Origin of the sequence: Aminipila sp., assembly GCF_032051575.1 — a bacterium.
Taxonomy (GTDB): Bacteria; Bacillota; Clostridia; order Peptostreptococcales; family Anaerovoracaceae; genus Aminipila.
This window is the reverse complement of sequence record NZ_DAMBYD010000004.1, coordinates 166,966-193,278: the sequence shown is the minus strand read 5'-3', so window position 1 is coordinate 193,278 and position 26,313 is coordinate 166,966. Positions and strand designations below refer to the sequence as shown.

Annotated in this window: 33 protein-coding genes; all 33 read right to left on the bottom strand. The window is 31.6% G+C overall.

The window, feature by feature from the left end; genetic code table 11:
- Nucleotides 1-103: 103 nt before the first annotated feature.
- The 33 genes from RTW14_RS06945 to RTW14_RS06785 all read right to left on the bottom strand — a co-directional run bounded on the left by RTW14_RS06945 (nt 104) and on the right by RTW14_RS06785 (nt 25,932).
- The gene (locus tag RTW14_RS06945) at nt 104-1,870 is read right to left on the bottom strand and encodes a DUF2326 domain-containing protein (protein WP_312648981.1); all 1,767 of its coding nucleotides are present in this window, start codon (nt 1,868-1,870) and stop codon (nt 104-106) included.
- Nucleotides 1,867-2,112 carry an ABC-three component system middle component 6 gene (locus tag RTW14_RS06940; RefSeq protein WP_312648980.1) on the bottom strand — a complete coding sequence of 82 codons (246 nt, stop codon included), beginning with the start codon at nt 2,110-2,112 and terminating at the stop codon, nt 1,867-1,869. Before RTW14_RS06940 ends, RTW14_RS06945 begins: the two co-directional genes overlap by 4 nt.
- 3 nt (nt 2,113-2,115) lie before the next feature.
- Nucleotides 2,116-3,504, bottom strand: coding sequence for a metallophosphoesterase family protein (locus RTW14_RS06935; protein WP_312648979.1), 1,389 nt, complete (start codon nt 3,502-3,504; stop codon nt 2,116-2,118).
- 400 nt (nt 3,505-3,904) lie between these two features.
- Nucleotides 3,905-4,876 (bottom strand): copper amine oxidase N-terminal domain-containing protein, encoded by a 972-nt coding sequence (locus tag RTW14_RS06930; RefSeq protein WP_312648978.1) that lies wholly within the window; start codon nt 4,874-4,876, stop codon nt 3,905-3,907.
- 33 nt (nt 4,877-4,909) lie between these two features.
- Nucleotides 4,910-5,509 (bottom strand): helix-turn-helix domain-containing protein, encoded by a 600-nt coding sequence (locus RTW14_RS06925; protein ID WP_312648977.1) that lies wholly within the window; start codon nt 5,507-5,509, stop codon nt 4,910-4,912.
- Between the two features lie 93 nt (nt 5,510-5,602).
- Nucleotides 5,603-6,364, bottom strand: coding sequence for an MBL fold metallo-hydrolase (locus tag RTW14_RS06920; RefSeq protein WP_312648976.1), 762 nt, complete (start codon nt 6,362-6,364; stop codon nt 5,603-5,605).
- Between the two features lie 104 nt (nt 6,365-6,468).
- Entirely contained in the window at nt 6,469-6,990 is a 522-nt protein-coding gene (locus tag RTW14_RS06915) for a hypothetical protein (RefSeq protein WP_312648975.1), read from the bottom strand.
- Nucleotides 6,991-7,133: 143 nt separating this feature from the next.
- Nucleotides 7,134-7,439 carry a hypothetical protein gene (locus RTW14_RS06910; RefSeq protein WP_312648974.1) on the bottom strand — a complete coding sequence of 102 codons (306 nt, stop codon included), beginning with the start codon at nt 7,437-7,439 and terminating at the stop codon, nt 7,134-7,136.
- A 407-nt stretch (nt 7,440-7,846) separates the two neighbouring features.
- Nucleotides 7,847-8,629 (bottom strand): flavodoxin family protein, encoded by a 783-nt coding sequence (locus tag RTW14_RS06905; RefSeq protein ID WP_312648973.1) that lies wholly within the window; start codon nt 8,627-8,629, stop codon nt 7,847-7,849.
- A gap of 42 nt (nt 8,630-8,671) precedes the next feature.
- Nucleotides 8,672-9,286: a TetR/AcrR family transcriptional regulator gene (locus RTW14_RS06900; RefSeq protein WP_312648972.1), complete on the bottom strand. Its 615-nt coding sequence runs from the start codon at nt 9,284-9,286 to the stop codon at nt 8,672-8,674.
- 331 nt (nt 9,287-9,617) lie between these two features.
- On the bottom strand, nt 9,618-9,905 hold the full coding sequence (locus tag RTW14_RS06895) for a YciI family protein (RefSeq protein WP_312648971.1): 288 nt from the start codon (nt 9,903-9,905) through the stop codon (nt 9,618-9,620).
- 59 nt (nt 9,906-9,964) lie between these two features.
- A complete protein-coding gene (locus RTW14_RS06890; RefSeq protein WP_312648970.1) occupies nt 9,965-10,330 on the bottom strand; it encodes a hypothetical protein in 366 nt (121 codons plus the stop codon).
- 34 nt (nt 10,331-10,364) lie between these two features.
- Nucleotides 10,365-10,835 (bottom strand): GNAT family N-acetyltransferase, encoded by a 471-nt coding sequence (locus tag RTW14_RS06885; protein WP_312648969.1) that lies wholly within the window; start codon nt 10,833-10,835, stop codon nt 10,365-10,367.
- 100 nt (nt 10,836-10,935) lie between these two features.
- Complete coding sequence (locus tag RTW14_RS06880) at nt 10,936-11,454, bottom strand: methyltransferase family protein (protein ID WP_312648968.1); 519 nt, start codon at nt 11,452-11,454, stop codon at nt 10,936-10,938.
- A gap of 25 nt (nt 11,455-11,479) precedes the next feature.
- On the bottom strand, nt 11,480-11,899 hold the full coding sequence (locus RTW14_RS06875; protein WP_312648967.1) for a MarR family winged helix-turn-helix transcriptional regulator: 420 nt from the start codon (nt 11,897-11,899) through the stop codon (nt 11,480-11,482).
- A complete protein-coding gene (locus RTW14_RS06870; RefSeq protein WP_312648966.1) occupies nt 11,881-14,178 on the bottom strand; it encodes an excinuclease ABC subunit UvrA in 2,298 nt (765 codons plus the stop codon). The genes RTW14_RS06875 and RTW14_RS06870 overlap by 19 nt, the downstream gene beginning before the upstream one ends.
- A 189-nt stretch (nt 14,179-14,367) precedes the next feature.
- Nucleotides 14,368-14,847 (bottom strand): helix-turn-helix domain-containing protein, encoded by a 480-nt coding sequence (locus RTW14_RS06865; protein WP_312648965.1) that lies wholly within the window; start codon nt 14,845-14,847, stop codon nt 14,368-14,370.
- A gap of 99 nt (nt 14,848-14,946) precedes the next feature.
- Nucleotides 14,947-15,852: a class I SAM-dependent methyltransferase gene (locus RTW14_RS06860; RefSeq protein ID WP_312648964.1), complete on the bottom strand. Its 906-nt coding sequence runs from the start codon at nt 15,850-15,852 to the stop codon at nt 14,947-14,949.
- A 366-nt stretch (nt 15,853-16,218) separates the two neighbouring features.
- Nucleotides 16,219-17,256 (bottom strand): hypothetical protein, encoded by a 1,038-nt coding sequence (locus RTW14_RS06855; protein ID WP_312648963.1) that lies wholly within the window; start codon nt 17,254-17,256, stop codon nt 16,219-16,221.
- 121 nt (nt 17,257-17,377) lie between these two features.
- Nucleotides 17,378-17,842, bottom strand: a complete 465-nt coding sequence (locus tag RTW14_RS06850; protein ID WP_312648962.1) for a GNAT family N-acetyltransferase — start codon at nt 17,840-17,842, stop codon at nt 17,378-17,380.
- A gap of 461 nt (nt 17,843-18,303) precedes the next feature.
- Nucleotides 18,304-18,699 (bottom strand): DUF5412 family protein, encoded by a 396-nt coding sequence (locus RTW14_RS06845; protein WP_312648961.1) that lies wholly within the window; start codon nt 18,697-18,699, stop codon nt 18,304-18,306.
- A 131-nt stretch (nt 18,700-18,830) separates the two neighbouring features.
- Entirely contained in the window at nt 18,831-19,232 is a 402-nt protein-coding gene (locus tag RTW14_RS06840; RefSeq protein ID WP_312648960.1) for a DUF6557 family protein, read from the bottom strand.
- A gap of 411 nt (nt 19,233-19,643) precedes the next feature.
- Complete coding sequence (locus RTW14_RS06835) at nt 19,644-19,928, bottom strand: hypothetical protein (protein ID WP_312648959.1); 285 nt, start codon at nt 19,926-19,928, stop codon at nt 19,644-19,646.
- A 34-nt stretch (nt 19,929-19,962) separates the two neighbouring features.
- Nucleotides 19,963-20,406, bottom strand: coding sequence for a GNAT family N-acetyltransferase (locus tag RTW14_RS06830; RefSeq protein WP_312648958.1), 444 nt, complete (start codon nt 20,404-20,406; stop codon nt 19,963-19,965).
- A 126-nt stretch (nt 20,407-20,532) separates the two neighbouring features.
- On the bottom strand, nt 20,533-21,141 hold the full coding sequence (locus tag RTW14_RS06825; protein WP_312648957.1) for a hypothetical protein: 609 nt from the start codon (nt 21,139-21,141) through the stop codon (nt 20,533-20,535).
- A 72-nt stretch (nt 21,142-21,213) separates the two neighbouring features.
- Complete coding sequence (locus tag RTW14_RS06820; protein ID WP_312648956.1) at nt 21,214-21,441, bottom strand: hypothetical protein; 228 nt, start codon at nt 21,439-21,441, stop codon at nt 21,214-21,216.
- Between the two features lie 143 nt (nt 21,442-21,584).
- Nucleotides 21,585-22,070, bottom strand: a complete 486-nt coding sequence (locus RTW14_RS06815) for a prolyl-tRNA synthetase associated domain-containing protein (RefSeq protein WP_312649109.1) — start codon at nt 22,068-22,070, stop codon at nt 21,585-21,587.
- A 69-nt stretch (nt 22,071-22,139) separates the two neighbouring features.
- Nucleotides 22,140-23,021 carry an MBL fold metallo-hydrolase gene (locus RTW14_RS06810; RefSeq protein ID WP_312648955.1) on the bottom strand — a complete coding sequence of 294 codons (882 nt, stop codon included), beginning with the start codon at nt 23,019-23,021 and terminating at the stop codon, nt 22,140-22,142.
- Between the two features lie 143 nt (nt 23,022-23,164).
- Entirely contained in the window at nt 23,165-23,596 is a 432-nt protein-coding gene (locus tag RTW14_RS06805; protein ID WP_312648954.1) for a VOC family protein, read from the bottom strand.
- An 80-nt stretch (nt 23,597-23,676) separates the two neighbouring features.
- Nucleotides 23,677-24,057 carry an iron chaperone gene (locus RTW14_RS06800; RefSeq protein WP_312648953.1) on the bottom strand — a complete coding sequence of 127 codons (381 nt, stop codon included), beginning with the start codon at nt 24,055-24,057 and terminating at the stop codon, nt 23,677-23,679.
- A gap of 130 nt (nt 24,058-24,187) precedes the next feature.
- On the bottom strand, nt 24,188-24,655 hold the full coding sequence (locus RTW14_RS06795) for a DUF2691 family protein (protein ID WP_312648952.1): 468 nt from the start codon (nt 24,653-24,655) through the stop codon (nt 24,188-24,190).
- Between the two features lie 103 nt (nt 24,656-24,758).
- Nucleotides 24,759-25,154: an SMI1/KNR4 family protein gene (locus RTW14_RS06790; RefSeq protein WP_312648951.1), complete on the bottom strand. Its 396-nt coding sequence runs from the start codon at nt 25,152-25,154 to the stop codon at nt 24,759-24,761.
- Between the two features lie 469 nt (nt 25,155-25,623).
- The gene (locus RTW14_RS06785) at nt 25,624-25,932 is read right to left on the bottom strand and encodes a hypothetical protein (protein WP_312648950.1); all 309 of its coding nucleotides are present in this window, start codon (nt 25,930-25,932) and stop codon (nt 25,624-25,626) included.
- Between the last annotated feature and the right edge of the window lie 381 nt (nt 25,933-26,313).

The window sequence follows — 26,313 nt, the reverse complement described above, 5'->3', positions numbered from 1 at the left end:
TGCCTCTCCAATCTTCTATACTTTTTGAGTGAAAAAATTTAGCTCTATTATTTTTGCTAGAATTCAACAACTTATAATTTAAAATCTACGTTTTTAAATTATATTAATATTTTAATCCCATAAATCTCTCAGTATTATCGTCAGTTCTCTGTAGTCTAATAACCACATTTTTATTTTTTGTAAAATAACTTAATGCTTCAGAAGAAAGTTCCTCAACATTAATGGTAACAAAATATTGACCTATATTTTTTTCTTTCAAATAAGAATCAACATAGGTTAATACTTTTTCCTTAACCGATGGAGCAGGCTTACTATAAGAACCATCATGGAATAAAAAAGTTAACCCCTGTTCTTTATCTACTCTATTTAGCATCAATGATAAATCAAACATATTTATTTTCATGTAATATCTTCCGTGAGCATCCTCATCTTCAATTGAACAATTAATTTTAATTCTTCCAGTTTTAGCATTTGCTTTTAAACTTTCCTCAAATCCAAAAATTAATTCACCCTGTGTTTCATATAATTTATTATTTAACATGTGAAAATGATTGACTATGTTTTCTGTTTGCATTGAATGAAAAATATAATCCTGTTTATATTTTTCAGTTAAAACTTCCAATATCCCAAGTTGCTTTTTTCTGTCTTTTTCTATATCAGCTTTCTTGGAATATAATTCAATTTTATAATTATATTCAGCAATTTCTTTATATTTTTCAGCTATTTGATTGCTAATCTCTTGGAGATCTCTTACTAAGTTTGAGTTTTTGGCAAAGTGCGTGTTCTGAGATAATTCTCCTAAAAGTCTGTCTCGTTCTTTGTTTAATAGCTCTAAATTAGCTTCAATTTTTTGAAGTTGTTTTCTAATATATTCCCCCCTGTTTCCAATCATAAATTGATAATAATCATACACTTCTTTATAATTTTTTATAATTGCATCTGGGAAATAACCAATTGTCTGTTTATAGAAATCTTCAAGCCCAATAAATTCTTTTATTTTGCTTAAATTATTTTCTAAATCTTTAATATTAGCATAATGTTGTTTTTGAGCAAACTCTAACTTTCTAATTTGCAAATATAAATTATTTATCCGTGATTTCAATTCATAATATTGATTTTCATCATTATTTAGCTTTTCTGCAACATCAGCATTGCTAAGTATACTTTTTAAAGAATCAATGTCATCTAATGTTTTTTGATGTGATAGTTTAATTCTTTTGATTTCTTTTCCTATTTCTTTTATATCTTTTAATTGTTTATCCAAATCCTTAATTACATTTTTTTGTTGCAAAATATTACTTTCATAGTTGCAAGGAATCAAAGCCAAAAAAGATAAAATTTGATTTACGCTTGTTGCATTTCTATTTTTTATTTTTATACCAGTAAAGCCCTCTTTTTCGTCTCTAATAATGTATTCTCTTATAGCGGAAAAAGAAGGAGCTGTTGCTATATTAATATCTTTGAATCCAGAGTATATAATATTCTGAATGTATTTCCTAAAATCATCTTTGGTTAATGATTCCCATAAGAATAACTCATATTCAATTATTCCTGAATCAGAAATATAAGCAAAACTATCATCGCATAATCTTCTGCCAATCATTGATTGCTTTTCATTATATTCAATATTTAGTACTACAAAAATATCCTCTTTTTCTAAATTACTCTTACCTTTAAATGATTTAGGAAGATTTGCACCTAAGCAATACTGAATGCTTTCGACTAAAGCAGTTTTACCAACTCCATTAGTTTCATCGTGATTATCATTTCTTTCACCTAATATTAAATTTAGTCCAACAGGATTAAATTCAAAGTAATTTTTTACTGATTTATTTGCGAGACTTGTAACTGTTAAACTAATAAATTTCACTTTTCACACCTCCTAATTTTATTATCTACATTCTCTATCATTCCTATTGAATACATAAAGCAAAGTGATAATAAAAGGATTTGTTCATATTCCCAAGAAATCACCTCTCCGGTTGTCTTCTCAAACTTTTGGAACAAAGAATCTATTATCATAGGCTTGTTTAATAATCCATGTAGGAGTTTACCTACGTATATTGGATTTTCATATTTTGCCTGAAACTTATTGATTTTATAAATATCCATTCATTACTCCTTTTTGTCATCAAAGATATCACACTCATATATCAGCCAATAGCATAGCGTCTTTATGTATAATTTTAAATTATACTCTGTATATTTTATTTTATTTTTATAATTAACAAAGATCTCTTGAACCATAGCCTCTAATATCTTATGTCCTGTATCATATAAATCAAAATTATTATTATAAGACTCAATAATAACACTTGAAATAATTAATTTGCTTTTAGCAGACAAAAAAGCTGTGCTACACATTACTTGTGAAATAACAGGAAAATATAAACTCAACATGTCATATTGTTTAACCATACTACTATTACATCTCATATTAACAAATTTTTCAGTTATATCTTTTGTAAATAATTCGTTGTTTCTCTCTTTTTTTGTATCAAAATTCTGATGAAATTCTATGATAAAGTCCCTGAAAATATCGTTATTTATATAAATATCTTCATCTTCCGATTGTTCTAAAAATCTTTCAAGTTGGAACTGTGTTACACCATTTTTACTGTTTTTTCTATTTATCGAATTATCTATTACCCATTGTTGATTGGACAAATCCCATAAATAACACTTTGAAGATAAATTTTTTTGACCATCGAAAGATTCCACTATAAAATATGCATTGCTATATTCATCTACTACCGTAGCTCCGCAAGTAAGCGTTGGTATGTTTCTATTTCCATCTGTACTAATAGTGTATGCTGCCTTATGGATATGTCCACATAAATAAACGTCTATATTATAATCAATAAATTGATTAATTGTATCCTGCAAATCTTTCTGATTAAAACAATCAAGACCATGATGACCGATTGCTATGTTGAGAACTGGCAATTTTTCCACTTCTTTTAAAGCCATAAAAAGTTTAGTGGAATTAATTTTTAACGAACCTTCTTCTTTGTCTCTTCCACAGGTTAATGCCGTGTTTAATCCTAACAAGTTATAACTTTTATTTTTTTGTACCCAATGAATTTGCCCCTTTGGGTAATCCAATCCTATATATTCTTTATAAAATTCAAAAAAATCTGATTGACCTTCTAACAAAGAGGTTTCCATATCATCATCAAATTCTGATGAATCATCTAAGAATGTTTTAAGCATTGCTGTTCTTGGAGAACTTCTATGGACATCATGATTGCCAGGTACAATATATAGAAAATCTTTATTTAAACGAGTTTTTAATAGAACTTCATCAAAAAAGGTTGATAATCCTTTTCTATCTATTTTCCCTTGATAAGATAAATCTCCTGTTACAACGATAAAATTAATAGTATTTTCTCTTGTAATCTCATCTAATTTAGCTAATAATCTGTCTCTCATCCTTAAAGTATCAAAATTTTGAAAACTAAAATGTATATCAGATAGATGCAACCAAGTTAAATTACTGTTCATTTCTTTGCTCCTTAATTATCCATATTATTTTTAAGCTAAATTATTTATAAAATTATTTTACTTCTGTTTCTCTATATTTCTTGATTTCAGTCTCACATTATAGCCACACTATCTAATTATCTAAGTGTGCATTATTGCTATTACATGAACCTATACACTCATCCAACTACTTGGTTAATGTGTATATTTCAGTTATTAATTGCTAAAATTTGTAATCTGTTCTTAAATTCTTCCTTATTATAAGTATACTTCCATTATTCTACTTTTTCCCCTCTTGTCTTTTTCTCTTTTCCGACATAGTTCGACATGCTATGTCATTTTCCCAATAAAAAAGCACTGTTTTAAAACACATAATTATAAATTACATATTTTAAAACAGTACTTTCATCCGCTTTGCTATTTAATCAACCATATAACTATATTCAAAAAGTGTAGGATCATCAAAGTTTATTTTTTTTATAGTTCTGGATGCTATAGCTGGAATATTAAAATATACATCCTTGTTATACTTATCTACAAACATTGTATAATAGTGACCTCTAAATATGTAATATTTAGAAATACTGCTAACAAATTTTACATTACTTATATTTTCTTTCAATTCTTTTTCCGTGGAATTTAACCTATCATTATCCGGGTTATAAAGTTTTTTAAAATTCTCCTTAAAATGAGTAGAGGCTGCATTTAGATTATCTTTTAAATATTTAAATGCTTCGTCTTTTGACATATAAGGTTGATTTGACTCTTGATCAATTGTAATAAGCGCATTTAATGAAAATAAATGTGAGCTAGCCGGATTATAATATTTAGTCGTTATATTTAATTTATCGTATATAGACATCCATGGTACATATATGGTATTGTCCACAAGTTGAGGCGATGATTCCATCGTGATTTTTTCATTATTTACAAGTGCAACGGCATCGTTTACTTTGAAAGTAATCGTCAAATTCTTATTCTTATTTTCAATCGTAATTTTGTTATTTTTGTCCGTTAAATTCGCTTTAATCTCTAACTTATCACATATATTTTTTATTGGTACCATTAATACCTTATCAATAATTTTCACTTCTATATCAGGTGTAAATGTGCCATTAATCATAACTGCTGTTTTTGCATTTCCATCTGTATTAAAAGTTTTAGTCCCATCAGGGAAAGTATACACTATAGCTTCTATCTGAGATTCTGGAAAATCCATCATATAACTGTCAGACCTAAAGGTAATTCCTTGATTTTCAGAAGAAGTAGCAGTAGTGTTATTCCCCCCCAATGTTTTAGAATCTGTTGTTGTCGTAGCCGATGCCATACAACCCCAACCAGGCATCATCAAAATTAATATTACAATCATAAAACTAACTAAAAAATTTTTCACTTTTATAGTCCTCCCTTTTATTTCCAAATAACCCTAATGGTTTTCTACACGTTCACAAGTTCCACCATGTTCCCCAAAATAATCCTCTATTTGTGCTATTAGTATATTTGCGTCGTCATACTTTTCTGTTTCAACATGGTCAGCTATAAATGCATTTCCCCCTGCTTCTATAATCTGATATTGTTCATCATATGTGATTGCATATGTATATTCTTCATTATCCATTGTGCAAATTAGTGTGGTGGTTTGGGTATCGGAACGATTATTTTTCAATGTGACATGTGCTGCCACAGCAAATACAATATAAGCAATCACGAATACCGCAATAATCCTCAATGCTATTTTAAAAATATTCTTATTTCGCCTGCTTTTATTAGCTAACTGCTCATTTAGTATCGCCAATTGTGCAGCCACCTCATTTGTATTCTTTTCAGCTTCAATCTTTACACCTAATAGCTGACTTACTGGTATTTCAAATAAATCAGAAATACGCGTAAGCATTTCAGCATCTGGAACGGATAAACCTTTTTCCCATTTTGATATTGTCTGGCGTACAACATTTAATTGCTGTGCCAGAGTTTCCTGTGACATTCCTTTTTGGTTTCTAATTGTTTTTAAATTTTCACCGAACATGTTTAAGCACCTCCATTTACTTTTGTGCCTAATAATTATCATATGTTCTATCGTTGCACAAGCAATGCATTTTAACATGTGGAATTTCTATCATCACAGCCAGACCGCCCAATCGCCATAATTAAAAGTACCGCTACCGTGATGTAATCTACCATCAACGTTCAATTGTCGAAAAGCGTCTCGCATGCGGATCAGAATTTCCGGCTGAATGTCCAAGCTGTGATGAGCTGGAAATACTCCTTTCACGGGCAGCGATGCAATTTTCTCAAGAGACGTAAGATATGCCTGAGGGTCGGTTGAAGGGTAGTACGCAAACAGCGTGTCCTTGTAGACAAGATCGCCGGTAAATAAGTATCCTCGTTGCGGTTCCCAAAAACATAGATGCCCCGGAGAGTGTCCCGGTGTTTGCAGTGCAGTGATTACGCGTCCGCCCAGATTGATGGTGTCGCCATCGTGTAGTACCCGCGTCGGTGTTCCCTGAAAGAACTTATAATTGTTGACGTCATAACCCTCCGGCAAATCGCAACGGTCTATAACCATACCCCGGATAGTATCCATCGACAGGGGAAACTCACCGTTCAGCCAGTTTAATTCCGCCTCATGGGCATAAAACTCTGGGTAGTATTCGTGCCCGCCAATATGATCCCAATGAATATGTGTCGCCACGGCAGCCACCGGCTTGTCCGTCAGTTTCTTCACTTCTTCAGCAATATTGCATATGCCCAGTCCTGTGTCAATGAGCAAACACCGCTCCCTACCTTCAAGCAAGTAGCAGTGCGTTTCTTCCCAATGGCGATATTCGCTAATAATGTGAGTATCTACATCAATTCGATCGAGTGTAAACCAGTTTTCCATTTTGATTATTCTCCTTTGTTATGTGTAATAAATTTTGTCTGTTCTACCGCCAAATTATATAAATAATTGGATACCATAATTCAACTAACTAAGACTGTTTTTTATTACATCCATAGTCTTTCATAACCTTTTTTTGAAAGATTATTTGTTTCTTTTAAAACTTCTTTTAAATTCGAATTTGCTTTAAACCAATCATCATCTATTGTTAAATGTGACCATAAATTACAAATGTTCTGTATGTTATTTTTATGAAATTGAAATTCTTCATCAGATAATTCTGTCGCTGTTAGTGCTTGTATATATAATTCTAATTCATGAATATCAATATATTGAAACCTTTTACTTATATGCTGATATTTTTTTGTATTTGAAGCATTCATAACTAAATAATATCTATTGTCTTGAAATACCTCATTAAGTTCGTCTTTATTTTTACAATTTATCAATTTATCATTTATTTCGTTTAAGGCATGTTCATTAATTATTAAATTTGTATAAATGTTATGATTTATAACATAATTAACATGTATGTAATATTGAATAAATAAAGCACTGATAATAATAATAGCAATTAATAGAATCGCTATTATTGTATCCTGATTTTTAAAAAGTTTTTTTAAGTTCATTTAATCACCTCTTAATTATAATATAAACTATAGTGTAAGGGTATAAATATACAATTTGATAATCTCAAAGTTTTATACGTCTTAAACATAATGTAACGCTCACATTTGTCCCCTAGCTTCTAAGTTTTCTCATAATCTAACACTTAAAGTGGGTACACAATGCAGGCAATTAATGTTACAATCCATGCGAATGCAAGACCAATCGTCGCGCCCGACATTTGTCTTTCTCGTTTTGTGAGGTCATGTATGTATGTTGAATTTTCCCTTGCCTGAGCGCTGTTAGGAAAAAACAAGGGCACGAAGATTACCATAAATGAATAGCCCCCGACTGCTACGACTGAAACAGTAAAAAGACCCAGTGGCAATACATTCAATACGCACAAACAATCCCAAATAACGCTCGCAAACAAAAGCAACAGCATAAGGATTCGCTTTGTTCTGATTTTCATTCTTTACCTCCTATGATATAAAATACTTGCAACTCACTTTTGTCTATCATCTATTTTTAGTAATAATAAACGAAGTGCGTGTTATCTATGTACTGCGCAATTCACTGTCTAAACATAATGGGAAGTACAGAATTCTTTCTGCGATAATTATTTAAGTTTAGTGGTTACTTTTCATTTAACAGAGAATATAATTTCTTTCGTCTTAATGTCTTTATTCAAATATATTACTAATTTAAACGTTTGTTCTTTTATATTATCACATAATTTAATGAGTAACAACAAAAATAGAGGAAGACATCTTCTCCAACAAACAAACTACCTCTAAGTTTTGTTCTGGAAACAAATCTATGGCTAAAACAATGCATATCTATTACTCCACAACAAGAAGTCAATCTTTCATTAATAATCTAAGATCTTTGAATAATAACTTGCATCATATTATTATGTGCTTCCAGAACCTTTTTCCTTCCAAAACCAAGTTTCAACATAATCTTCACAAAGAAAGGTATTCTAATCATTGGTTGGTTAGTTTTTTTCTGCGTTTGCTTACTTATTTTTCCTGAAATAGCAAGTTCTCGACCCGCTTGTATGTATGAATCATATACACTTAAAACGACAGGGTTTTTATTTTCTTCTTTACAATTGAACCCAAACATTCCTGCTGATTTCCGAACAAGCATACCTGCGATTTCAGCATCCATGAATTTTGCATAAGTTTTAAAAAAAGAAATTATATTTTTGGGTGTTTCATTTTCTAAATTGTCACAAACTACAAGTGTAACAAAAGGTTTCTGGCAAATATTCTTATCTACATGATGAAAAAACAGTCCGCTTTTTGTTAAATTGAATTCTGCGATTTTTGCAGTACTGTAATTTCTCTCAAATAGCGTTTTCAATAAACTAGACATTTCAAAAACATATACAGGCGTTGAATATATGATAATGTCTGCTTCTCTCATTTTATTGAAAATCATTGTAATATCATCTTTATCATCAAAAACACATTTTAGATAGTGCTCCGGTTGCTGACAGGTCTGGCAGTCAATACAATGATTCATTTTGAATTCTGAAAGATTGATGACCTCACATTCTGCCCCTTGTTGCTTAGCACCTTCAAATATTTTAGTAATTAAAAAATGTGAAAATCCTTTTGCACCCCTAAAGCTTGAATTTATAGCTAATATCTTCATAATCTCCCTCCTTAATTCGAACATTTTTTGAATTTGTAATACTTAAGCTTTGATATCATTCCAAAGTAAGCGAAATATCTCTTTTTTTCTATTTTCAAATAATTCCTGTAAATCCTTTTCATCAGTATTTTCACATAATCGAATAAAAGGAAGAGCAATAAAGAAAAACGCATTCAAACTATAAAGGTTTAATATGAAATCTTTTACATTGATTTGCCTTATTTCTCCATTCTTCGTGGCCTCCTGCAGCTTATCCCCAAAAACATTCATAGGACCATCCCCAATTTTCTCAAATACACTTGTTAGCATTTCCTTCATTTCTTTTTCACTGTTTCGAAATTCCCATGAAATAAAGCCTAGAATATTTCTTTTTTCATATAAAAATTCAAAATGCTTATCAATAAATACAGCAAGGTTGTCTTTAAAGCTCTTTTCTTTAAGGATTATTTTAAAAACAGAATAATAAAGCTCTGTCAAAGTGTTTTTCAGAACTTCATGAAACAATACGTCTTTGCTTTTAAAGTAATAATGAAGAAGCATTTTGTTGACTCCCGCTTCGTCGGCAATTTCCTGCATTCTAGCTCCGCTCTTACCTTTATTAATAAACACATTTGTAGCTGCGTTTAATATATCTTTCTTTACTTCTTTTTCGTTCATCTTGATTTATCACCGTCCTAATTATTTTCAACCATTTGGTTTAACTGTATGGTTATAATCTATCACAATACTAATTAATTGTCAAACTTCGATATTCATTTTATCCAAAGTAAAGCACGCGGTTACCTTATTTATAAAATTTATACGTTGATTAATGTTCTCTAAAAAAAATATCAACAGACCTAATCTATTTGGAATCTGTTGATATTTCAATATGATAAGTATGAGTTATTTATTGGACATCATACTAATTATACAACCAATTTTCTTTTCTCCATCTTCTGAAAAAACTAGAAGATTACATTATTAGAATACTCTGCAAATTGAAAACTTACTCAACAAATGCCTTGAAATCTTCTGCATAATTTGTAAGGTGAAATTCCAATATATCATAATTTGCAATTCCATTTGTATTAAATGGATCTTCACTAATGATTTCGTTTACATCTTCCATATTTTTTGCGTTGCATATAATCACCCCGCCAGTTCTAGGGTTTTTTGGCCCTGAGCAGATAAAATTATTACTTTCATAGTATTTATTTAAGAAAGTGATATGCTCATCCAAATACTTTTTAACCTCTTCCAATGGCTTTATATACGTTAAATTCACTATAAACATTTTCTTTTCCTCCAATTCAAAATTCAAATTTTATTTTACTGTAAAGTTGTGTAGCCGATTCAATTTGACCATATAAGCTTATCCTTGCTTCCATCTGTAAGATATATTTTATCTATTGTGCTTAATTCATCCTTAATATTAATAGTAAAGCTCCCTGTTGTGTAAAATCTTGAAGCAAATTGTACATACTTAATTTTGATATATAAGCTACTGTTTATTATATCATATTCAAATCCTTTATACGCTTCTGCACTACTTTCTGTACCACCTTTAATTATAATTAAATTATCACTCACTGAGATATTACCAATGTATATTCCTTCACTTCTTGGCTCCCCAATTATAAAAAAATTCATATAGGTAAGTACAATTAACACAATGATAACTATTAAAATAGCAATAGATATCAATAATCTTTTTTTCAAATAATTTCCCCCTTTAATTACAGCTAAAGCATTATTAACTGTTGTGCGGTATCATATGTTGATCACGCAGTTCCAAAATGCAGATCATTGGTATATATCTTAGCCCATCTGTTATCTGCTCTTTATCCGTTTCAGTAAAACCTAAATGACGATATATTTCTTGGGCATATGGTGAAGAATTAACGGTTATTTTGCCAGACATATTATCCAAACAGGCTTTCTCAAACAGTTGCCTCCCAACTCCTCTTCTATGGTATTTTCCATCTACAAAAAATAAAGCAATATGGTCACCTTCGCTACGTGTAGCTAGAATCCCTACGAGTTGTTTATTATCGAAGGCCCCATATATTTTTAGTATTGCGGTGTAGCTAGGTTCGTTCAAAAAGTTGGAGAAAGTTTGTATTCCTTCCTCTGAATAATCAGGTGCTTCAAATTCCTGAAAGACCATTCTCGCTAAGCGAAATGCTTCATTAAATTCATCCAATGACAGTTCTCTAATTTCCATCCATATGCCCTCCGTTTGCCTTCGACTCTTCTAAATCGAAAAATTTATAATTCTCTGATAGCTACCGTGTTGCTCATTTAAAGATTGTACTGGTGAATCCCTAAACATAACGTCTTACTTTATTCATATAATCTTTGTACTCTTCCCCAAATTTCTTTATGCACCATCTTTCTTCAGACAGGATAATCCAATGTGCTGATATTTGAAAGACCATCAGCATTGCAAATAATGGCAGCGACTGGGTAAGCAGTACACAGCCTAAAAAATAAATAAAATATGCCACATACATTGGGTTACGTGAAATCCAGTATAATCCTTTAAGATTGATGCCATTCTCTGCAGGTTTTGCAAAATTTAACACGGACACAAGGCACAGCAACGCTCCTAACCCATATGTCGCTAACCCCGCATAAAACCAATATGGCCCAGTCTTAATCTTCAGGAAGAACGGATAGACAAAGATCAGAATGCTTGAAATCTGATAAAACCAGTACGCTATCTTTTCTTTTCCAATTAGCGGCGGGAAGAAAGCCGCGCGTTTTACCCCTTCCCTATTCAATATGCTTAAAAAGCCGAATCTTATCAGTATAAATGGAATTAGCAAAAGAAATCCGTTCATTTTTTCTCCTTATTTTCACGCCATATTATTCATCTACATATGAATCCGTAATTTTTTTACATAGCTTAACAAAGCACTCCACTTCTTCTTCTGATAAAGTATCTTCAATCAAATCCATAATTGTATTTCTAAACTTTTCTGATCTTTCAAGAAAATCCTTGCCACTTTGAGTAAGCGTAATATCATAAATTCTGCGATCTGTTTCTCTCCGTTGCTGAGAAATATAGTTTTTCTCCAATAGCCTTTTTGTCAATTTAGACATTCCTGCTTGAGAAATTCCACGAATTTCTGTTAATTCCTTTGTAGTTTTCGTACCTTGCTTATCTAAAATATCCAAAATAGTATATTGTGCTGTAGTCACTCCTTCGATACTAAATCGATTTATATTACTGATAATCATGCATTGAAAAGGGATATAATATTCTTCTAATTCTTTTTTAGCCATAGCGATTCACCTTCCTTCCTATATTTCTTTAGATATTTTCCTGTTATAGAGGACGTACAATTCACTAAATCTTTTACTGTTCCTTCAAACATGATATTACCACCATGCTGCCCGGCAAGTGGACCTAAATCAATTATCCAGTCAGCTTGACAAACTACATCTAGATTGTGTTCTATTACGATTACCGTACTTCCATGATCAACCAACCGATTTAAAACTTTAAGCAGCTGTGAAATATCCGACATATGAAGTCCTGTGGTAGGCTCATCCAATACATATACATTTCCCTTGTTGTCCAATTCTGAAGCAAGTTTTACTCTTTGCAATTCTCCCCCAGACAGTGTATTTAATGGTTGTCCCAATGTAATATAAGTAATTCCAACATCCTTCAATTTTTTAAGAACAACTAATATATTTGTTTCATAGAAAAAATCCAAGGCTTCATCTATTGTCATATCTAAAACTTCACTGATACTTTTACCACGCAATTTATAATTTAATACTTCATCCATAAATCGCTTTCCTTGACACTCTTCGCAAACGGTTACTATCGTATCCATAAATGCCAAATCCGTATAAGTTACTCCTAATCCTTTGCAGTTAGGGCAAGCCCCTTGTGAGTTAAAACTAAACAATGCGGACTTTACATGATTTTCCTTTGAAAATAGTTCCCTTATGCTATCAAACATACCAGTAAATGTGGCAATATTTGACCGCTTCGAAGTCTGTATCGGCTTTTGATCTATAAATTTGATATCGGAATAAATTCGGGGCAAAACCTGATTGATTAAAGTACTTTTACCCGAGCCCGCTACACCTGTTACGACTGTCATTACTCCTTTTGGAATGTTTACATTAATATTTTTAAGATTATGTAAATGAGCATTCTCTATGGATAAATATCCAGTTGGTGTTCTGTAGTTCTCTTTTAGCCTAAATCTTTTGCTGAAAGACAAACCTGTCAGTGTATCTGAATGCTTTAATCCCTCTAACGAACCTTGGTACATTATTTTCCCGCCATTGATTCCTGCTTTAGGACCCATGTCAATAACATAATCTGCAATTTTAATCACATCAGGATCATGTTCTACTATCAAAACGGTATTTCCTTTATCTCGTAAAAGTTTCAAAAGTGTGTTAATTTTATCAACATCATGAGGATGCAATCCAATACTCGGTTCATCAAAGATATAGGTAAGACCTGTCAAACTACTTCCTAATTGCCTGACCATTTTTATACGTTGCGATTCTCCTCCTGAGAGCGTTGTAGTTTCCCTATTCAAGCTTAAATACCCTAATCCGATGGAAACTAAGTGGTTTAACCGCTCATTAATTGCCTTTACCATAGTAGCTGCTTTTGGCTCATGTATTGTCTGGATAAACTCTAATAAATCTGTAATTTGCATTTTAACACAGTCTGCAATACTGTTCCCGTTTATTTTACATTGCAAAACGCTCTGTGACAATCTAGCCCCATAGCAGAGTGGGCATGTTTCCTTACCTACGATTTTAGATATTTCTTTTTTATATTTTGTTGCTTCTCCATCTTCCTTTTTTAGAAAACTCCTCTCAATTCTAGGGATAAGTCCTTCGTACAGTGAAGTCTTAGGCCATTCCGGATCGCTAGTCATTACTTTAATATCCGATTTGTATAAAAGCATTTCTAGTTCTTCCTCTGTATAGTCTTTTAACTTTTTATCATTATCAAAAAATCCCGAATGAATATATCTTTTTATTCGCCATCCTCCTGGTTCAAATGTAGGAAATAAAATAGCTCCATCATTCAGCGATCTGTTTCTATCTAGTAACCGATCAATGCTTATCATATCAATCTTTCCAAGCCCTTCACACTTAGGACACATCCCTTGTGGATTATTGAAGGAAAAGACATCAGAATAGCCAATAAAAGGTTTTCCTATACGAGAAAATAGTAATCGTAATAAAGAATATATATCTGTGATTGTTCCAACTGTTGATCTTGCATTTCCACCAATACGCTTTTGATCAATAATAATTGCCACTGATAAGTTTTCAATAGTATCCACATTTGGTTGTCCATAATGTGGTAAACGATGACGTATAAAACTTGAGTAAGTTTCGTTTAACTGTCTTTGCGATTCTGCTGCTATTGTATCAAATACCAGAGATGATTTTCCCGAACCAGAAACTCCAGTAAAAACAGTTATCATTTTCTTGGGAATTTTCACTTCAATATTTTTAAGATTTTTTTCTCTTGCTCCAACTAAATGTATATATTCTATATCAGCTTTTTTATCCATACATATCACCTTTCGATAATGGTTTAATTATATATAACCTAGTTATTATATAACCAGATTATATATAATTTACTACTTTTACATTTCATTATCAATAGGTTTTTCAAAATACACCGTGCTAAAATATAATGCCTGATATTGATTTTTTACAAAAGCTGATAATACTTGCTTTATCTGTTCTACGTAAGATTAGTTCTCCTTATTACATTCCCCTAAATATTGAAGAATCATTTTGTCATATTTTGATTTTCTATACCATCCTATCCCAATCATTGCAACTCCAACAAGTATAGCAACCATTCTTCTAATAGAATAAGGTGAAAATAAGCACGAAACTACAATGCCAGTGCCCGCACCAGTAAAAAAATCAATAATTGACTTTTCATGTTTAATATTTTTAATATGGTTAAGTGTTTCCATTAAATTATCATCAGCCTTTATTTTAAATTCTAAATCATTTATACGTTGGGCACATAACAGTTCATTTGCGCTTACATCCAATTCTGTGCATAGCGTTGTAATAACTGATATATCTGGCATATAATTTCCGTTTTCCCAACGGGAAACTGTTTTATTTGTAACTCCGATTCTTTCACCAAGTTCTGTTTGGGTCATCCCTTTCTCGTTTCTCAACTCTGCTATGAATTTTCCTATTCGTCTCTGATCCATATTAGCCACCTCCTTTAACAAATGAAATTATAGCAAAGCTTGTGATTTATGTATTCCCCATAGATAGCGAATCTCTTTATTTTGGCATACTTTTCTTGTTCATTTTTTTACCGCTAAACAATAATTAACATTTTTAGGTGCTGTCATTAGATTCATTGGATTTGCCTTGTTATACGTGCTAAAATACTGGTCTGTTATTTGACTTGGAGTTAAATGTTCAAAAATCAAGAAACCATAATCTGATAAAACTTTTTCCATCTCACTATAGGAATAACATGCAAGCATTTTTTCATTTGCTGCTTCTGTTAGTTCCGAATGCTTATTCCCTACTCCTGCACTAAAGTAATTTTCATTTGGATAATCAAAGACAATCGAACTATTAATCGTGATTATGGAAGCAATAATAGAAATCAGATTTTTAAATGATTGATTGGACAAATAATATGTCATACCAAGCAAACTGCAAAAGCTTATTTTGTTCTCATCAAAGTTTATGTTTTCAATTAATGGCTTTTCCCATTTTGTTGTTACGAAATCTGCTTCAATAAAATGAACATTATCAGCTATATTAACACCTGATTTTTTTAACCGTTCCTTCTTATCACTTGCCGTAGCTGGATGATCTATTTCAAAAATCTGTAATTTTTCAGCCCAATCAGGCTGACGATAAGCAAATGTATCATAACCAGCTGCAAGAATCAGATATTGCATCGCCCCATGTTGTACTGCTATTTCCAGTGATTTTTCCATAAAAATTGCTCTTCCTAATGGAGTAGGAGATAATTGGTTATCAACGATCCATCTTAATGCTTCTTTATCATTTCCAACGAATGATGGATTAAAATATTTAATACCATCTGACAGATTTTTTGATATTGTCCTATATTCCTCTTCCGTTAAAAGTAGCCTTGCTATGTTGTCATCAAAAATTTTCACATTGTTATTTTCGCTATGATATGCTCTTAAAAATGCACATACCCGTGCCGTTATACTTTTCCCTTCCATCTCAATCACCTCATTTTTTTAATAAGCCCAATTATATATGTCTATTAATTTGCTTACAAGGCTTGATTTTTCAGTGATTTTGTGGTAATATAATAGTAATTTCAAACATATTTTATTTATTTCGTTGCATCTTTTGTAACGATTTTTTTATCTATTTCTTAGTTTATATACCCTGGTCATTCTCTTTTTGTTATATACCTGTCCATCTTAAATATAATGGGAAGCTAATTTTGTAAGTTGATTTCAGATTATGACAATCTACAGATTCCTTCAACTAATTCTTTTTCACTAATATAATTTACATTTTCATATCCTTTAGACAGAGCATAACTGTATATAATTGATATTGATAGATAAAAGATAAAATCAATTAACAAAAACAGTAGTTATAATATATTGATTCATTTCATCAGGCAGCGAATAACCAGTTATATATTTGCCGCTCGAGCCTTGTTCTACATACACCTGACCATCAATTAATACTAGATAGACATGTCTGTATGCCATGTGGTCTTTGCTGTATGCGAGCAATTCGCGTTCATCATAGCCGAAAATAGGGGTGCCGGGTTGTGCTGCCTCGTCGAGTTCAATATATTTCTGTGGAATTTCAACACGCGTTAAATCTTGTCCAGAATCCAGTGCTTGCTCCAACTCAATGAACACTTCAGGATTAACATTGACATCTTGTTCAATATTAATATACGGCGTATCGCGACGCTGGCCATTGCCTTCTTCTCCCGTATAAACACTATATTCGCAGGTGAGTTTTTTTGTCTCGTAATTGGCGATATCCGCATAATAGGCTTTAATTGAATTAAGCTTGGATTCCGCACAAAAAACATCATTACCGCTCACTTCGTAAAACTCGAAGCCATTTTCGTTAATAATTGGGTATATTGTCGACATGCTGAGCTTTTCTCTTGAACTACCTGTCAGCAAAAATGTCATAGCATCGTTAAAGGCATTGCTGTTTAGCGAATCATAGCTGATATTTGCAACTGGTTCACCACGTTTAACTTCGGTTGAGCAGAGGAAAAATGGTTCTTCCGAGAATCCCTCGCGAAACTGAACGTATTTCTTTCCATCCATCTCAAACCAATTTGTGGCTGATTCGTATTCACCCATCGGCCAATAAAGTGCTTTTCCCGATTCAGCATAGACAATATCAGTAGTCTGGCTACTGTTTGCAGTACGTAAAAAAACAATGTAGCCAATCGGTATACATGCAACTAAAATGTTGAAAACCAATATTACCATAGGGATGATAAACCATCTTTTTTTTACAAAATTGCCTTTTTGCTTCCTTACTCTATGAATTATCAAAAATACCGTGCTTATAATTATGAAAACCATGGCAATGCAAAACAAAACCGCCATAATCATCATAAAGAATACCGCGCCCATATTTTCTCGCCTCCTAGCATATTTAATATATTGGTGTTTTTATCACCTAATTCCTAATGCGAAAATATAAATATAATGGAATTTCAGAAATCCCTTTAAACTGCTGATTATCTCCATAATTTTAAACGGTTACACTCTTTTCAAATAATACAATATTGACCGTGCTAACCTTATATTCCTTTGTAATATGAAATCCGCATTTTTTATAAAAATAATGATTCCGCTCTTTATCAGCTGGAGTTTCCAGTGACCAATGATGTGCGCCTTTAAACTGCCTGTCAAGAAATTTCATTGCTACCTGTCCAATACCGTTATTTTCGTATGCAGGTATCACACAGAGTCCTCCTAGAAAATATGTACCATCGTGATTATCTCGCACTATAATATTCCCTACAAGAATCTCATCAACCATTATTTTGTAGACAGCACAATTTTCAACAGAGAGTTTCATGCTTTCATATGTACGCCCATACCCAGGGCATTCTCCGTACTTGATGTAATCATCATAAAATGCCTTATTTTGAATTTCTATTAAATCTTCAATGTCATCATTCGTTGCAAGGGAAAATATAACATTATATATCATAGTTTAATCTTCTCCAAATATAAATAATTTTGTTTTTTCATTTTATCTTTATTATGACTTTTTAATAAACATAATGGGAAGTATGATTGCAGATCAAAAGCAACACTAACTCAACAGTAAATAAGTGCTCTACTTCAACCCAAAATTCATACTGCTTGCTCTTCATATATCCCCTTAATATCTTATACTTATTCCAGGCAGATAAGCAACAAAACCTTTAAAATAAGCTTTTTCATTTAATGAAGTGGAAATCAAATCCCAATTTAGCTTTCTGTATTTTTAATCCAAATTATATTCATAAATTGGATTTATAAGTTTTAATACTGATACAATAGCATTATTATATCCTGACATTTTTTCTATCTCTTTTTCATCTGAAATCTCTTCCTTTTCAAATTGTATTCCGATTTTTTTAACTACTTCAAGGTTTCATTCTTTTTTCAATTAATATATTTTATAAGTTAATCTACAAGTCTATAATCATACCTGTCTGTTAATACGTTTAATGGCACTGCATTAATCCAAACATTATTATCATCTATCCAGTTAACCTCCGCCGAGGATTCATTGTAATTCCAATATATATTTTGACTTTTTCTTTTTTCCTTTATATATACTAGCTCTCCTCTAATAGCATAATCTACTGTAGCTCCTCCATTTACAAGATAGATATTAATACTATATTGTCCATTTGGAGAAGTTACTTCTTTTACAAACTCGCCTTTTGGTATATTATCAATACTAATATAAAAGATATTTTGATAAATACTAAATCCTATAGCAGATACAGTAACGATTAAAGTAACAATAATGATAAGATATTTATTTAAAAATCTTTTATTAACTTTTTTCAACATAATAATTTCTTTCTACAAATTATTTTAACAGTACAATAGTAGCTTGCTTATTGCTTATTTAACTGAACTTCTCGTTATCTATGTAAAAGACTAGTCCATCATAAACATATTGGGAAGTTTACTAAATAATTTCACCAATAAAGGTCCCATATTACATGAGCAATTATTTGAGAACAGGAAAATCTATCAAATGTTAGTGGATCCACATAGTAACCCAATAATTCATTATATTCCGAAGCTCCTATAGAATACAATCCATCATATTCATCATCTTTGCCACATATATCAAACATTAATGTATTATCATTAATATCAAAATCATTTATAACGATATCCTCATCACCCTGGTCATTTTCTTTTATGGCTCTTATAAAGATTATCATATTACTTCTATTTGTTTTACTTTCTGCATTACATAATTTAGAATATATTCCTTTAATTTTTTCAATATGTTTATCACCATGATGAATTAAGAACTCATCAGATACTGTTTTAAAATCAGTCTGTAATATTACATCCTTAACTGTTGTCATTATATGTTCCTCTTTATGTATGATACTTTATAATTCTGTACTTGTTAAATAAGTAATTTAAACATAATGGAAAGTTTTAAATTCTGCTTTATATTAGCATATCTCTTTTGAATATATAAAAGCATCATCTTCACCTATAAATTCTTCAACTACTCTCCATTTAGCCTTTTTGGCTTTTATCACGTATATTCTTCAGCATTCGGTGCATCATGAAAGTATCCAAATAATTCTAATAAATTATTAACATCCTCTTGACTAGAAATTTCATTCCACATTATTTATCCTCCAATTATATTTTTTCACACCACCCCATTGCAAAACTGTATGAGGTTAACCCCTATATTAATATTTTATAAGACAGTATACAGCCAATATAATGGCAAATATAATTAATGCACAAAAATCAACCCACTACTTTTCATCTCTTTTAATAATAACTTGAGCTGCCGAAAGGATATTATATAACAATTCACAGAACAGTCTAAGCAAAATTAAATAGATAATAGTAGAACCTATTATTTCTAGATAATATTGAGTATATAATACAATATTTATAAAAGAGGGCATTGTTGCTACTCGTGAAATTAAAATACTAATTAGTGGAATTTTATATATTATTATAATTGCTACACAAATAAAAATTCCTTTTGCTACGCTTTCAGGTTTCATTTGTCCCATCTTAAATAGAGTTTTCATGCTACACCTTCTTTCATTTTAATAATTGACCAAGTCATAGAGCCTTACTCAAATAAACCATATCCACTAATTGAATACCGTTATCAAACATTGGGTGGTCATAATTGTCTATGAAAAAGTCCTTAACCCTATGGGAAACCCTAAAACCGTTTTTTTCATAAAACCGTAATATCCATGGGATGTCACCTGTTCCCACAAGCATAGTCTCGTACTTGCCTTTGTAGTTTGAAAAAATGTGACTCAAAAGTTTACTGCCATACCCTTTACCATGCCATTTTTCATAAGTAGCTATGTTTTTCAGCTCACATACATCATCACTTTCCCATGTAACTACACAAACGCTTTTTAAGTCGCTATCATATAAGGCGAAAAGCTCCCCTCGCTCTAAATAAGTGTCTATCATAGATTCTTGTTCATCAGCTAACAAGAGTAAATCCATGAACTGCTTTTTGTTTTCGAAAATATTTTTTATCTCCAAAATGCACCTTCCAATCTTTTGCCTTTAGCAATGGCATTATTCATTATATACATAGAACTACGCACTCATTATCCCTATGCAGTGAAAACATATTGCTTCACATTTATTCTATCACCAATATTATATTTATTTCTTATTTGCATGCATTACGAGAAGAACCAAAATTACAGAGGACAATAGAAAAAAGATAATCATGGTGTCTGATTGTGTATCAATCAGATGCCATCTCATTAATGGGGAAATAACCATTGCAAATATTAAGCAAGCAAAAATAATATAAACACTTTTTAACCCAAGCTTTTCAAGGCACAAATTTTTTTCAGATCTTGGCTTTTCTATAAATTCACTAGATTTTATTTTGCCATCTGCAATTTTCAAAATTTCATTTGCATTGTTTAAATATAAAAGCATAATGCCAATATTCCCAAAACTAATCATTCCTCTTCTAATATGTTCAAAATCACTATAATTCTTTATTGTACTTTTAAAGAAAACCCTCTCAAATTTAATTGTATTTGATGAAAAGATTATACTGCGAAAAACTATATTCCTATAGAAAAAGTATACTGTAATAAAAGAGATTATAGATAAAATAATAAGCTCAAACACGTCACCTTTATCAGTGAATCTATCTGTAATACATATGGATAAACTAATAATACTGAGAGCAACAGGGCTAAAGAAGCTTATCCATAGCCTAACAGAATACTTTGGTTTAAATATAATTTCTTTCATAGCTACTAACCTCATATTATTGAATTCAATTTTTAATTATAAGTAAATATTTACCATTACTCAACAATTAGCTCATTCCAGCAACTCATTTTTCCATTTTCTATATGTATATATCGCTTGAATAACTCCAACTACAGTTATTATTATAGAGTATCCAACAGTTAATATTTTGGAATGATAAACATGCCAAACCAACAAGCACGCAAAGATAGTAAATGGAGTTATCCATAAGGTTCTAATAAATTTTCTTCTGTAACTTAAATTCCAATAACAGATTTCAAAGCCTTTATCTTTTTTCATTGTCACACCTTCTTTCTGCTCTGCAAAATAAATGCCCACGTAATTCAAATTGATTTACGGCTACCTATCATAAACATTATGCGAAGTTCAAATCGTCTTAGGTTCAAATATGGATAATTGCTGGCCTGCGCAATTTATCAATGCTAATCAATATCGCACATAACAACAGGATTTCCGTGCTCCTCAATCAGCTTTACAACATTTTCAAAATCAAGAAATACAGTTGCAGTATTTTCCATGGGATGAATACCAATCTTCTGTCCTTGTAAGACCTTATCGAATACTACAATGACATTTTTCTGTGTATTATTTAATATTCCAAAAGGTGTTACATGTCCCTTTTTCAATGCCAACAGTTCAAAAAGGGAATCTTCATTGGCAAAACTCAGATTACGGCTTGGGATTTTTTCACTGAGCCTTTTTAGGTCGATTGTTTTATAACCTGGGATGGTAACAAGATAGTAATTTCTTTTTTTATCGTCCCGCAAAAACAGATTCTTGACAATCCATTCTTTATGTGGAATATTCATTTCATCTAAATCTTCAATGGTATATGCTGCATCATGTTCATACGGCTCATAAGCAATATGATATGAATCTAATAGTGCACAAGTATCTTCCTTATTCATCTTCAATATAGTCCTCTCAATATTATTATTCTTCTTTAATTATTATTTGCGTCTTATAAATAGTCAGGCCTATTGAATGGTTTTCCAAAGTAATTGTCCAGCTTTAAAAAGCACTTCTATTCGTTCGGTATCTCTTAACCATGAAAGATAAGAACGCACGGTGCTGCCAACTAATACATATTGTTCGAAATTCATTGTAAGATTATATTCGTTAAAAAGTATCTGTAAGACCTTTTCAAACTGAATCGGTTCTTGGCATATTTCCAGTATCTTATTCGCTATATCATGAACTTTATCAATGTTAATTTGAGCGAGTGGAGCAATATTCTCTGTTGCTTCTGCATGGGCAGGAACGAAAATCGCTGCGTTTAATGTTTTTACCATTTGTAGTGTCTCAAGATATGCTGCAACATCGTAAATAAATCCTATTTGGTATTTTTGCAGCGTTTCTTCACTTGACAAACAGTCTGCCAGATAAACCACATTATCCGCATCCCTGAAGCCCACCATATCAAAAAAATGGCCGGGAAGATGCAGAACACTCATACCCTCTGGAAGCACATTCTCCGTAAGATATTCTGCATTGCTTTCCTGAGCCATCAGGAACTTGTGCCGCAAGTCCTTTGGTGGAAATCCACCATACAAAAAAGACGGTTCCAACAGCGGATGATTTGTAAAGTCACAGTCAATACCCGGAGCATAAATTTTGCATCCGGTTTGATTTTGCAAATATTTATTGCCACCGATATGATCAGCATTGGAATGCGTATTATATATTGCAATAAGTCGCCAGTTGTTAGCTTCTAGTGTCTGCCTGACCTTTCGTCCTGCATCCTTGTCACTTCCACTGTCAATCAGACATACATCTGTCTCGTTGAGTTTAACAATACCGATCTTTGCAGGACTTTGAACATAATAACTGTTTTTGCCAACTTGAATTAACTCGTACATTTGAAATAGTCCTCCCTCTGGAAATATAGTGATTGTCTTTGTTAGATATCAAATTAAACATAATGTGCAACTCACATCTACTGAAAAGCTACCCTATTTTAGCTTAACAAGCAATTGAGGTTAACAATAGAATTGCAGCTTTGCTAAAATATCAACATACCGTTATCATCGAACTTAAAATCAGGCCCCCAAGCAACTTCCCAATAATAACCATCCAAGTCAGAAAAATATGCGTGGTATCCACCCCAAAAAACCTCCTGCGGTTCTTTGACGATTTTAGCTCCTGCGTTTCTGGCCACTTCAATTACTTTTTCAACGTCTTCTTTGTGTTCAACATTATAGGTTAATGTGATTCCACCAAAGCCGCTGGATATTTTCGGTGGGGCTTCTTTACTAATATCTTCCGCTAGTAAATCCAAGGGGAAGAGCTCAAACTTTGTGCCGGGTGTATTAAAGAATACAACCTTGGGGCTATTGTCCTTTTCCTCTGTTTGAAACCCTAACCTATCCCTGTAAAACTGAATAGCTTTTCCCATGTTTCTTACACCTAAACAAATACAAGTAATCTTATTCATTCATAGTACCTCCCTGTAATATAAGTAATGAGCTGACCATCTTAAACATTAGAAGAAATTCAATCAGCTACAGCTAATGCTCAATTTCCGTATGTCGCTAACTTCTTGCGCTTTATTATATCTTCAATTCCTTTAATCAATATTTTTCTTTCATCTTTTTTTGAATAGTTTACATTTACACATCCCTTGCCTTTTCCTGGATTTGAAAGTTCTTCTTTTAACATAGCAATATATTCGAAATCCATTGAGTGCATGGAAAAATGATTTTTAGCAGGTGAAAATGCAATATAATTTCTGAGTTTACCACTGCCAAGTTTATATGTTGGCATTTTGAATGAAATAACTTCTTCTAATTCTGAATGGTTTTCTCGCATATAGTTGATAAAATAAATCATCCAATCTCTTTCAACCTCTGGAAGCGCAGAGATATAATTATCAACTTCTGAATTATTTTTAATCATAATAGCACCTCACATAATATAAATTTTCTTTAGTTTAACTATGCTTAAACAAAGAATTTCATGTTATCTATGTAATAGACTAGTCCAGCATAAACATAATGGGAAGTTGATTCTGTAAGTTAATTTCAGATCATGACAATCTACAGATTCCTTCAATTAATTCTTTTTCACTAATATAATTTACATCTTCATATCCTTTTGACTGAGCATAACTGTACATCATCGATATTAATTGAACATCTTTACTCAAAAAAATGACACCAGAACAATCATATACTGTAAGAAATATTTTGCAGTCGCTCTCTATGAATTCTTTGTAATTTGATATACGTTGAATATTCTCCCCTTTATTAAAAGCCATTAAGGTAACAAAAATCATATAATACCTATTATCTTTTGCAATATTATATAATTCATTTCCAGTTAATAGATTATCGTTAAACAAAGGCTTATCAATTAATTCGTTACCATGTAATAGATGTATCTCATTGTAATCAATTAACCACTGATAGTCACTATATGGCAGTGGCTCTAATAAATACGAAAGGTAATTGCCGTATTCATTTGGGATTTGAAAACTAACTCCCTTATTTTCCATTTGAAATATCTCCCTCTCACTTTTTAATAAAGACTATATTTGCTAAACATAATGGGAAGTTATCTATCTCTACAATTTGGAATTTGTAGTGTTCCTATCATGTTTATAATTCTTTATCATCCATAGGACATCCTTTTTCCACCCATTCCGTAAAATCAAACCATACTTCTGGCTCGGCACTTCCGATTGCTCCCGCATCTAACCATCCACAAAAAACTGCATCTGGCTCCGCTTTTATAATTAGTTCACAATCACCGTTGTCGTTGCCGATGCTTATATATTCGGGGGCATATTCCGAAAACTCATTACATTTATACATTTCAACAAGGTCATCTGTCCCATATAAAATACATAGATTCAGACAAGCGCCATTCATTATATTTAGAAATTCCTGATATATTTGGGGAATTCTTTGCTCGATTTCTTTTTCAGCCGCCACTATAGAATCTTGGCTTGCCGGTTCATATTTTTCGATTATATCAAGTTTATTAGTAAACATATAAAAATCCTTTCTTCAACAAGTATAAGTACCCTTGGTTCAAAACCGCTCAATAAATTCAAATTTCTAAGTCTTAGGCTTCTATTGTTTCAATCATTTCATAAACATAATGGGAAGTATGATTGCAGATCCAAAGCAACACTAACTCAACAGTAAATACTCAACAAAATTCACGAAAAATCTCTCTAAATTCATTCTCATTTAATAAATATTCTATAATTTCCTCTATACGTTTTCTGCTAATTTCATCAACAAGTAGCATATCACTGCTCCAAAAATATTTTCCGTTTATGTTTTCACCTGTCTGTTTATTTTTCTGTACGAGCGTACCAATATTACGGTATGTAAAAAATGAGGCAATCCACTTTTTATTATCATTAAAAGTTACAATAACATATCCATCTTAAATATAATGGCAATTTGGTATTTTCTTTCAAATTACCCAGTTCAATCATTACAAGAAGTTGACTTAGTTGTCAATTGGAGTTTCTATATTTAGATCAATATGTTTCTTTACGCCTTTAATTTCTTTAGTAACAATAATAATACCAGCTAGCGCCATTCCAAAATCCATACCAATAAATATTGAAACTACATTAATATATCCATACGTCTCCGCAAAACATAGTATAGCTATAAATATCAAACAAAAGGCAATGAGAAACAGAAGAAATTTCTGCGAAAGAAAATCTTTAAAGTCCTCTTTATTAAGACCAATATTAACCCCATCGAACCATATAAATTTACCTAGTAGCATAGTAACAAACAGAAAAAACATTGACCAATCCTGTAGATATAGAATACATAGTAGCATGAGAAAAATACAACTAATTATATAGCAAATAGTTACTATCGAAAAAAACTTTGGTTCTATATCTAATTTGAAAACCCTTTTATATATTATTGTAAACACCTTATTGAATAGTAGCATTAGAAGAGGGATATGTATTCCACTACCCACTATAGTCTTTATTGGTTCAACGTTGTAAATACTTAGTATTTTGCATATAAGAAGAGTTAAAAATGAAATTACAAAAACAGCAAAGGCTATACTCAGATGCTGTGCTGTTAAATTATTTGTATTTCTTAACCTGTTACCCAGCTTTTTAAATAAGGTATAGGCAAAATACAAAATAAGCGTAGTAATTATTAAAGAACC

What these genes read in the sequence shown, in the direction of transcription:
- RTW14_RS06940 (WP_312648980.1), bottom strand. Translation starts at nt 2,112, where the DNA reads ATGGATATTTATAAAATCAATAAGTTTCAGGCAAAATATGAAAATCCA.
- RTW14_RS06935 (WP_312648979.1), bottom strand. Translation starts at nt 3,504, where the DNA reads ATGAACAGTAATTTAACTTGGTTGCATCTATCTGATATACATTTTAGT.
- RTW14_RS06925 (WP_312648977.1), bottom strand. Translation starts at nt 5,509, where the DNA reads ATGTTCGGTGAAAATTTAAAAACAATTAGAAACCAAAAAGGAATGTCA.
- RTW14_RS06920 (WP_312648976.1), bottom strand. Translation starts at nt 6,364, where the DNA reads ATGGAAAACTGGTTTACACTCGATCGAATTGATGTAGATACTCACATT.
- RTW14_RS06915 (WP_312648975.1), bottom strand. Translation starts at nt 6,990, where the DNA reads ATGAACTTAAAAAAACTTTTTAAAAATCAGGATACAATAATAGCGATT.
- RTW14_RS06910 (WP_312648974.1), bottom strand. Translation starts at nt 7,439, where the DNA reads ATGAAAATCAGAACAAAGCGAATCCTTATGCTGTTGCTTTTGTTTGCG.
- RTW14_RS06905 (WP_312648973.1), bottom strand. Translation starts at nt 8,629, where the DNA reads ATGAAGATATTAGCTATAAATTCAAGCTTTAGGGGTGCAAAAGGATTT.
- RTW14_RS06900 (WP_312648972.1), bottom strand. Translation starts at nt 9,286, where the DNA reads ATGAACGAAAAAGAAGTAAAGAAAGATATATTAAACGCAGCTACAAAT.
- RTW14_RS06895 (WP_312648971.1), bottom strand. Translation starts at nt 9,905, where the DNA reads ATGTTTATAGTGAATTTAACGTATATAAAGCCATTGGAAGAGGTTAAA.
- RTW14_RS06885 (WP_312648969.1), bottom strand. Translation starts at nt 10,835, where the DNA reads ATGGAAATTAGAGAACTGTCATTGGATGAATTTAATGAAGCATTTCGC.
- RTW14_RS06880 (WP_312648968.1), bottom strand. Translation starts at nt 11,454, where the DNA reads ATGAACGGATTTCTTTTGCTAATTCCATTTATACTGATAAGATTCGGC.
- RTW14_RS06875 (WP_312648967.1), bottom strand. Translation starts at nt 11,899, where the DNA reads ATGGCTAAAAAAGAATTAGAAGAATATTATATCCCTTTTCAATGCATG.
- RTW14_RS06870 (WP_312648966.1), bottom strand. Translation starts at nt 14,178, where the DNA reads ATGGATAAAAAAGCTGATATAGAATATATACATTTAGTTGGAGCAAGA.
- RTW14_RS06865 (WP_312648965.1), bottom strand. Translation starts at nt 14,847, where the DNA reads ATGGATCAGAGACGAATAGGAAAATTCATAGCAGAGTTGAGAAACGAG.
- RTW14_RS06860 (WP_312648964.1), bottom strand. Translation starts at nt 15,852, where the DNA reads ATGGAAGGGAAAAGTATAACGGCACGGGTATGTGCATTTTTAAGAGCA.
- RTW14_RS06855 (WP_312648963.1), bottom strand. Translation starts at nt 17,256, where the DNA reads ATGGGCGCGGTATTCTTTATGATGATTATGGCGGTTTTGTTTTGCATT.
- RTW14_RS06850 (WP_312648962.1), bottom strand. Translation starts at nt 17,842, where the DNA reads ATGATATATAATGTTATATTTTCCCTTGCAACGAATGATGACATTGAA.
- RTW14_RS06845 (WP_312648961.1), bottom strand. Translation starts at nt 18,699, where the DNA reads ATGTTGAAAAAAGTTAATAAAAGATTTTTAAATAAATATCTTATCATT.
- RTW14_RS06840 (WP_312648960.1), bottom strand. Translation starts at nt 19,232, where the DNA reads ATGACAACAGTTAAGGATGTAATATTACAGACTGATTTTAAAACAGTA.
- RTW14_RS06835 (WP_312648959.1), bottom strand. Translation starts at nt 19,928, where the DNA reads ATGAAAACTCTATTTAAGATGGGACAAATGAAACCTGAAAGCGTAGCA.
- RTW14_RS06825 (WP_312648957.1), bottom strand. Translation starts at nt 21,141, where the DNA reads ATGAAAGAAATTATATTTAAACCAAAGTATTCTGTTAGGCTATGGATA.
- RTW14_RS06820 (WP_312648956.1), bottom strand. Translation starts at nt 21,441, where the DNA reads ATGAAAAAAGATAAAGGCTTTGAAATCTGTTATTGGAATTTAAGTTAC.
- RTW14_RS06815 (WP_312649109.1), bottom strand. Translation starts at nt 22,070, where the DNA reads ATGAATAAGGAAGATACTTGTGCACTATTAGATTCATATCATATTGCT.
- RTW14_RS06810 (WP_312648955.1), bottom strand. Translation starts at nt 23,021, where the DNA reads ATGTACGAGTTAATTCAAGTTGGCAAAAACAGTTATTATGTTCAAAGT.
- RTW14_RS06805 (WP_312648954.1), bottom strand. Translation starts at nt 23,596, where the DNA reads ATGAATAAGATTACTTGTATTTGTTTAGGTGTAAGAAACATGGGAAAA.
- RTW14_RS06800 (WP_312648953.1), bottom strand. Translation starts at nt 24,057, where the DNA reads ATGATTAAAAATAATTCAGAAGTTGATAATTATATCTCTGCGCTTCCA.
- RTW14_RS06795 (WP_312648952.1), bottom strand. Translation starts at nt 24,655, where the DNA reads ATGGAAAATAAGGGAGTTAGTTTTCAAATCCCAAATGAATACGGCAAT.
- RTW14_RS06790 (WP_312648951.1), bottom strand. Translation starts at nt 25,154, where the DNA reads ATGTTTACTAATAAACTTGATATAATCGAAAAATATGAACCGGCAAGC.
- RTW14_RS06785 (WP_312648950.1), bottom strand. Translation starts at nt 25,932, where the DNA reads ATGTTTTTTCTGTTTGTTACTATGCTACTAGGTAAATTTATATGGTTC.